Source organism: Glycomyces sp. NPDC048151 (assembly GCF_043202775.1).
Taxonomy (GTDB): Bacteria; Actinomycetota; Actinomycetes; order Mycobacteriales; family Micromonosporaceae; genus Glycomyces.
Map to the genome: position 1 here is coordinate 1 of NZ_JBIDBB010000019.1, position 1344 is coordinate 1344.

At 64.9% G+C, this 1344-nt stretch carries 2 protein-coding genes; both read left to right on the forward strand.

Annotated features, from left to right (window positions below; all coding sequences use genetic code 11):
• Positions 1-371, forward strand: a 371-nt coding sequence (locus tag ACGGCP_RS26900; RefSeq protein ID WP_392971842.1) for a transposase, incomplete at its 5' end; no start/stop codon positions are given.
• Positions 372-391: 20 nt separating this feature from the next.
• The gene (locus ACGGCP_RS26905) at positions 392-1294 is read left to right on the forward strand and encodes an IS3 family transposase (RefSeq protein WP_392971845.1); all 903 of its coding nucleotides are present in this window, start codon (positions 392-394) and stop codon (positions 1292-1294) included.
• Positions 1295-1344 lie beyond the last annotated feature (50 nt).

The following is a 1344-nucleotide window of genomic DNA, read 5'->3' on the forward strand; positions in this document are numbered from 1 at the left end:
TGTGCTCCCCCCGTTTTTCCGGAGAGGTTTTATCTTGGTTCTGGAATGAACCAGAAGGGGACAAGGTTCGCATGCCTATCCGGAAGTACCCGCCTGAACTGAGAGAGCGAGCGGTCCGCTTGTGTCTGGAGTCGCCTGATCGGCCGCTCGCCCAGACTGCCGACCAGCTCGGGATCAACCGTGAGACCCTCCGCAACTGGGTCCGACAGGCCCAGCGTGATGCAGGGGTCCGCTCCGAGGGGCCGACCACCGCTGAGAAGGAGCTCATCTCCCGGTTGCAGAAGGAGAACAAGGAGCTGCGCAAGGTCAACGAGATCCTGCGCGCGGCCTCGGCGTTTTTCGCCTCCGAGATCGACCAGACCCGGCGGTAGTGCTCGTGTTCGTCGAACGGATGCGGCACCGATACGCGGTCGATCTCCTCCTCAGGGTTCTACAGGTGCCGCCGTCGACCTACTACGGGTGGGCTCGCTCGGCCGACCGGCCCTCGGATCACGCCGAAGTGGACTTGGGCCTGCTCTCGGTCATCTATGAGATCTGGGTCGAGTCGGGCCGGACCTACGGGGCCGACCGCGTCTGGGGCCGGTTGCGCCGCGACGGGATCAGGGTGGGCCGCAAGAGAGTCGAACGGCTCATGGCCGGCCAGGGCTGGGCCGGGTCGCATCTGCGTCGCGGCTGGAAGCACCCGAAGCCCGAGACCGAGGCGCAGGCCGCGCCGGTCGAGGACCTCGTCGAGCGGGACTTCACCGCCGAAGGACCCGACCGGGTCTGGCTGGCCGATGCCTCACGCATCCCGACCGACTGCGGGATCGTGTGGGTCGCGGCGATCCGCGACGTGTTCTCCAACCGGATCGCGGGGTGGGCGACCGGACCGTCCTGCAACACCGACCTGATCGCCGCCGCGCTCTCGTATGCGCTGTGGTCCAAGGACATCAGGGACGGGCAGTTGATCCACCATAGCGACCGCGGCTCGAACTATACGAGTCTGCGCTTCTCGCAGATGCTGTCCGACAACGGGATCCGCCGCTCGATGGGTTCGGTGGGCGACAGCTACGACAACGCGCTGATGGAGAACTTTTGGTCCACGCTCAAGATCGAGGCGATCTACGGGAAACGTTGGACAAGCCCGGCCGCGGTCGAGGAAGCGCTCTTCCTCTACATCGACGGCTGGTACAACTCCCGGCGGATCCAGAAGAAGCTCGGCTACCGCTCACCCGAGGAGTTCGAGGCCGCGTGGAAGGAGGACCAGGCCACAAAACACGAGGTTCTACCACAACCCCGTCCAGGCGGGGTGTGATCCTACAAAAACAAGAAAACGAGTGTCCGGAAAAGCGGGGGCATCACAGG